A 6,000-nucleotide genomic window follows, 5' to 3' on the forward strand; every position below is an offset into this window, starting at 1 on the left:
GGGCCGGGGGCCCGGGCCGGGGCGGCCGCATCTTGATCAGGGCGCCACGGCGGGGTGGCGGGCCGGGCGCGCGGGTGGCGCAGCCCGGGGGTCGGAAGCGGCAGGCCGGCCGGGCGCGGCGGAACCGCCCCCGGCCGGGGAAGCGTGGCTCAGAGCCCGAGGCACCAGCGCAGCACGCCCTTCTGGGCATGGAGGCGGTTTTCCGCCTCGTCGAAGATCACCGAATGCGGGCCGTCCATCACCGCGCCGGTCGCCTCCTCCTCGCGGTGGGCGGGCAGGCAGTGCATGAACAGCGCGTCCGGTTTCGCCTTCGCCATCAGGCGCTCGTCGACCCGGTAGGGGCGGAGCTGGTTGTGGCGGCGCTCGCGCGCGCTCTGGGCGTCATGCATCGACAGCCAGGTGTCGGTGACCACGAGGTCGGCCCCCTCCACCGCGCGCTCGGCATCGCGCTCGATCTCCACCTTCGCGCCGTGGGAGCGGGCCCAGTCGACAATCTCGCGCTCGGGGTCGAGCGTCTGGGGACCGGTGAAGGTGAAGTCGAAGCCGAACTGCGCCGAGGCGTGCAGGAAGCTCGCGCACACGTTGTTGCCGTCGCCCGCCCAGACCACCTTGCGGCCCTCGATGGGCCCGCGATGCTCCTCGTAGGTCATCACGTCGGCCATGATCTGGCAGGGATGGGTGCGGTTGGTGAGCCCGTTGATCACCGGCACGGTGGCATGCTCCGCCATCTCGAGGAGGGTGCCCTCCTCGAAGGTGCGGATCATGATCGCGTCGACGTAGCGCGACAGCACGCGCGCCGTGTCGGCGATGGTCTCGCCGTGGCCGAGCTGCATCTCCGAGCCGGAGAGCACCAGGGTCTCGCCGCCCATCTGGCGGATGCCGACGTCGAAGGAGATGCGCGTGCGCGTCGAGGGTTTCTCGAAGATCAGCGCCACCACGCGGCCGGCGAGCGGCTGCTCGGCGTCCTTCGTGCCGCGCGGCAGGCCGGCGCGGGCGTTCTTCATCGCCTGCGCATCCGCGAGGATCTCGCGCAGGGTCTGGGCTTCCATCTTGTGGAGGTCGAGGAAATGCCGGGTCATTGCGCCGCCTCCTCCATGGCCGTGGCGGCGGCGTCGAGCCGGGCGATGCCCGCGTCGATCTCCGCCTCGGTGATGTTGAGCGGCGGCAGCAGGCGCACCACGTTGTCGCCGCCGGGCACGGTGATCACGTGCTCGGCATAGCCGGCCTTCACCACCTCGCCGTTGGCCGGCACGCATTTGAGCGCCAGCATCAGGCCCTGGCCACGCACCTCCGAGAAGATGGTGGGGTGGCTGGCCACCAGCCCCTCGAGCCGCTGGCGCAGGTGGCCGGAGGCCCGGCTCACGCCGTCGAGAAAGCCCGGGGCGGTGACCTCGCGCAGCACGGCGAGGCCGATGGCGCAGCCCAGCGGGTTGCCGCCATAGGTCGAGCCATGGGTGCCCGCGGTCATGCCGGAGGCCGCATGCTCGGTGGCAAGGCAGGCGCCGAGCGGGAAGCCGCCGCCGATGCCCTTGGCCACGGTCATGATGTCGGGCGTGACACCCGACCATTCATGCGCGAAGAGCCGGCCGGTGCGCCCCATGCCGCACTGGATCTCGTCGAGGATCAGCAGGATGCCGTTCTCGTCGCAGATCTCGCGCAGGGCCTTGAGGAAGGAGGCCTCGATCACCCGGATGCCGCCCTCGCCCTGGATGGGCTCGATCATGATCGCGGCCGTCTCCGGCCCCACAACGGCCTTCACCGCCTCGAGGTCGACCGGAACCTGGTCGAACCCCGGCATGAGGGGGCCGAAGCCGCCCACCATCTTCTCGCCCTGCGTGGCGGCGATGGCGCCGGTGGAGCGGCCGTGGAAGCAGCCCTGGAAGGTGACGATGCGGAAGCGCTCCGGGTGGCCGGCATGGCTCTGGAACTTCCGCGCCATCTTGATGGCACACTCGATCGCCTCGGTGCCCGAGTTGGTGAAGAACATCGTGTCGGCGAAAGTGTGCTCCACGAGGCCGGCGGCGAGTTCTTCCTGGTTCGGGATCCGGTAGAGGTTCGAGGTGTGCCAGACTCGTCGGGCCTGTTCCTCCAGCGCGCGGACGAGCACGGGGGCTGCATGGCCCAGGATGTTCACGGCAATGCCGGCTCCCAGGTCAAGGTAGCGCTCTCCGGTCTCGGTCTCCAGCCAGGGGCCCTCGCCTTTCACGAATGAAAGCGGTGCCCGCGCGTAGGTCGGCAGGACGGGCGTAATCACCTCGGTCGTCTCCTCTGCGGCGGTCGCGTAAAAAGAAAACACCCCGCCGGCGACCGCGCGACGGGGGGCTCGCGGGACAAAACATGATGCACCGGGGGATGTCAATCAAGTGCGGCGCCGGTACGCGCGGCTGTGCCCGGACCGTCGCGGCATGCCGCGCACCGGACTGTTGCGGCATGCCGCGCACCGGACTGTTGCGGCACGCCGCGCACCGGGCCGCGGGAGGCGCGGCGCCGGTGCAGCGCATCCGGGGGGAGAGGACAGGGCGCCGGCAGGTGAAGCACCGGCGGCGGGCTTCGGCCGCCGGCCCATGGGGCGGCCCGGTCCGGGGTGCGGCCCGCAGGCCCGCCGACACCCCGTTCAGGGCGCCAGCGTCTCGGTATGGCCGTCGATGGCGAGGATCTGCCCGGAGATCCGCCTTGCGGCGGGCGAGGCGAGGTGCAGCACGGTGGCGGCCACGTCCTCCACGCTCACCCAGGAGCGCATGGACACGCCGCGCACGTAGAGCGCGCGGGTTTCCTCCTCCGAGCGGCCGCTGGCGGCGGATTCCATCGCCACCACACGGTCCATGCGCGGGCCCTCCACCGCACCCGGGCAGATGGCGTTCACCCGCACGCCCGCGGGGCCGAGCTCCATCGCCAGCGTCTTGGTGAGCCCCACGATCGCCCATTTCGCCGAGGCGTAGGGCGATCGCAGCGGGTAGCCCGCCAGCCCCGCGGTGGAGGAGGTGAGCACGATCAGCCCGTTGCCCTGCGCGCGCATCAGCCGCGCCGCCCAGCGGCAGGTGAGGAAGGCGCCGTGCAGGCTGGTGGCGATGCAGGCCTGCCAGGCGTCGTAGTCGAGCGTCTCGATGCGCCCCGCGGGCCCGCCGGTGCCGGCATTGGCGCAGACCACGTCCACCCCGCCCCACTCCGCCTCGACGCGGGAAAGGAAGGCCTCCATCTCCGCCTCGTCGGTCACGTCGGCGCGCATGGCGATGAGGCCGGGCAGCTCCGCCGCCATTGCCGCGACGGCCGTGGGGTCCGCATCGCAGATCGCCACCCTGTCGCCCCGGGCGGCGAAGGCCCGCGCCAGGCCCGCCCCGATGCCGCTGCCGCCTCCGGTGATCACCACGCGCTCGCTCATCTCCGCTTCTCCTTCTCTGTTTTCCCCCGATACCTAACACCGCGCGGGCAGGGGGCCACGCCCGAGTTCGCAGCGCGGCCGTGGCCCGGGCCCGCAGGGCGGAAAACGACATGCCCCGTGTCGCCCCCGTGCCAGACAGGCGGGCCGCGAGCGGGTCTACCGGCGCCTTCCCAGCCGGAGCCATGCCGATGTTCACCCCCGTCACCCTTCCCGCGCTCTTCTCGCCCGCCGAATGCGACGCGCTCATCGCGCTGGGGGACGAGGCAGGCTTCGACCAGGGCGGGCTGGTGGGCGGCAACATGCTCGACAACATCCGCTCCGCGCGCATCGCCTGGCTCGACGATGCCGGCTCCGCCGACTGGGTGATGGCCCGCATCGTGGAGGCGGTGGCCGAGGTGAACCGCACGCATTTCGACTTCGCCCTCACCGATTTCGCCGAGCGCATGCAGCTTGCCTGGTACGGCGAGGCGCAGGGCGGGCATTTCGACTGGCACACCGATATCGGCGACGGCGTGCTGGCGCGGCGCCGCAAGCTCACCCTCGTGGTGCAGGTCTCCGAGCCCGAGGCCTACGACGGCGGCGCGCTGGAGACCAACGCCGACGCGAACATCCGCGCCGCGAGCACGGCGCGCGGCTCGGCCACCTTCTTTCCCGCCTTCGTGCTGCACCGGGTGACGCCGGTGAGCCGCGGGGCGCGCTACTCGCTCACCACCTGGGTGCACGGGCCCGCCTTCCGCTGAACCCGCCTTCCGCTGACGCCTCCCCGGGCCGGGCGGATTTGCAAATCCCGCCCGAAACGGGATGATGCGCCCGCGAAGTCACGGCAGAGGGAGACGCGGGATGGCAGGAGAGCCCTGGAAGAGCATGCAGGGGGCGCCGGCGCCCGGGCAGGCGCTGATCGCGCTCGCCGAGCTGGAGCAGGGCGCGCGGGTGCTCACCTTCGACGAGTTCGGCGTGATCCTGCTGCGCGAGGGCGACACCGTGCGCGCCTTCTGGAACGCCTGCCCGCACCAGTACCTGCCGCTGGACTGGCGGTCGCCGGGCATCCTCTCGGCCGACGGCACGAAGCTGATGTGCTCCAACCACGCCGCGATCTTCGACGCCCGCACCGGCGCGCCGGCGGAGGGCTCGATCCCCGTGTCCTGCGGGCTCTGGGCCATCCCGGTCGCGGTGGAGGGCGGAAAGGTGGTCGCGGCGTGAGCCTGCCCATCGACGCGGTGCTGCCCGAGCTCGTCGCCACCGTGCTGCGCGAGGGGCTCGCGGTGCTGCAGGCCCCGCCCGGCGCGGGCAAGACCACGCGGGTGCCGCTCGCCCTGATGGAGGCGCTGCCCGAGGGCCGCATCCTGATGCTCGAGCCGCGCCGCGTCGCCGCCCGCGCCGCCGCCGAGCGCATGGCCGACACGCTGGGCGAGAGCCCCGGCGCCCGCGTGGGCTACCGCATCCGCGGCGAGGCCGCCGTCTCGCGCGCCACCCGCGTCGAGGTGGTGACCGAGGGGGTGCTCACCCGCATGCTCCAGTCCGAGCCCGACCTGCCGGGCGTCGCCTGCGTTATCTTCGACGAGTTCCACGAGCGCTCGCTGCAGGCCGACCTCGGCCTCGCGCTCTGCCTCGAATCGCGCGGTGCGCTGCGCGAGGATCTCCGGCTGGTGGTGATGTCCGCCACGCTCGATGCAGGCCCCGTGGCCGCCCTGATGGGCGCGCCGGTCATCACCGCCGAGGGGCGCAGCTTCCCGGTCGAGACCCGCCATCTCGACGCACCCTGGGCCAGGCCCGGCGCCCGCGGGCCGCGCTTCGAGGAGGCGCTGGCCGGCCTCGTCGCCCGCGCGCTGGAGGAGACGGAGGGCGGCGTGCTCGTGTTCCTGCCCGGGGAGGGCGAGATCCGCCGCACCGAGGCGGCGCTCTCCGGCCGCCTTCCCGCCGATGTCGATGTGCAGCCGCTGTACGGTGCCCTGCCGCTCGCCCGCCAGCGCGCGGCCATCGCGCCCGGGCCGCCGGGCCGGCGCAAGCTGGTGCTCTCCACCGCCATCGCCGAGACCTCGCTCACCATCCCCGACATCCGGGTGGTGGTGGACGGCGGCCGGGCGCGGCGGGCGCGCTTCGACCCCGGCTCCGGCATGTCGCGCCTCGTCACCGAGCGGGTGACCCGGGCCGAGGCCGAGCAGCGCCGCGGCCGCGCGGGGCGCGTGGCGCCGGGCACCTGCTACCGGCTCTGGACGAAGGGCGAGGAGGGCGCGCTCGCCGCCCACGCCCCGGCCGAGATCGAGGCGGCGGACCTCACCGGGCTCAGGCTCGAGCTCGCGCTCTGGGGCGCGCCGGCCGAAGCGCTGCCCTTCCTCACCCCGCCGCCCGCCGAGGCGCTGGCCGAGGCCGGCGCGCTGCTCGCCAGCCTCGGCGCGCTCGATGCCCGCGGCGGCGTGACAGCGCATGGCCGCGCCCTCGCCGCGCTGCCGCTGCACCCGCGCCTTGCGCACATGCTGCTGCGCGGGGCGGCGCTGGGCGGGGGCGAGACCGCCGCGCAGATCGCCGCCCTCGTCTCCGAGCGCGACCCGCTGCGCGGCGCGGGCACCGACCTCGACGCCCGGCTGCGCGCCCTGCGCCGCCCCGGCGAGGCGCCCGCCGCC

At 73.6% G+C, this 6,000-nt stretch carries 6 protein-coding genes; 3 read left to right on the plus strand and 3 right to left on the minus strand.

What is annotated here, in order from left to right; genetic code table 11:
* Positions 1–149 precede the first annotated feature (149 nt).
* From argF to D3P35_RS24525, 3 genes are all read right to left on the minus strand, one after another.
* The gene (gene argF / locus D3P35_RS24515) at positions 150–1,079 is read right to left on the minus strand and encodes an ornithine carbamoyltransferase (RefSeq protein WP_118138566.1); all 930 of its coding nucleotides are present in this window, start codon (positions 1,077–1,079) and stop codon (positions 150–152) included.
* The gene (locus D3P35_RS24520; RefSeq protein ID WP_118138567.1) at positions 1,076–2,254 is read right to left on the minus strand and encodes an aspartate aminotransferase family protein; all 1,179 of its coding nucleotides are present in this window, start codon (positions 2,252–2,254) and stop codon (positions 1,076–1,078) included. Before D3P35_RS24520 ends, argF begins: the two co-directional genes overlap by 4 nt.
* Positions 2,255–2,614: 360 nt before the next feature.
* The gene (locus tag D3P35_RS24525; protein WP_118138568.1) at positions 2,615–3,379 is read right to left on the minus strand and encodes an SDR family oxidoreductase; all 765 of its coding nucleotides are present in this window, start codon (positions 3,377–3,379) and stop codon (positions 2,615–2,617) included.
* Positions 3,380–3,567: 188 nt separating this feature from the next.
* On the opposite strand from D3P35_RS24525, the gene D3P35_RS24530 reads away from it, so the two are divergent.
* From D3P35_RS24530 to hrpB, 3 genes are all read left to right on the plus strand, one after another.
* Positions 3,568–4,119 (plus strand): 2OG-Fe(II) oxygenase, encoded by a 552-nt coding sequence (locus D3P35_RS24530; RefSeq protein ID WP_118138569.1) that lies wholly within the window; start codon positions 3,568–3,570, stop codon positions 4,117–4,119.
* A 100-nt stretch (positions 4,120–4,219) separates the two neighbouring features.
* Positions 4,220–4,579 carry a Rieske 2Fe-2S domain-containing protein gene (locus D3P35_RS24535; protein WP_118138570.1) on the plus strand — a complete coding sequence of 120 codons (360 nt, stop codon included), beginning with the start codon at positions 4,220–4,222 and terminating at the stop codon, positions 4,577–4,579.
* On the plus strand, positions 4,576–6,000 hold a 1,425-nt coding region (gene hrpB, locus D3P35_RS24540; protein WP_232830624.1), incomplete at its 3' end, for an ATP-dependent helicase HrpB. The genes D3P35_RS24535 and hrpB, both read left to right, overlap by 4 nt.

Origin of the sequence: Oceanicella sp. SM1341, from assembly GCF_003448965.1 — a bacterium.
Classification (GTDB): Bacteria; Pseudomonadota; Alphaproteobacteria; order Rhodobacterales; family Rhodobacteraceae; genus Paroceanicella.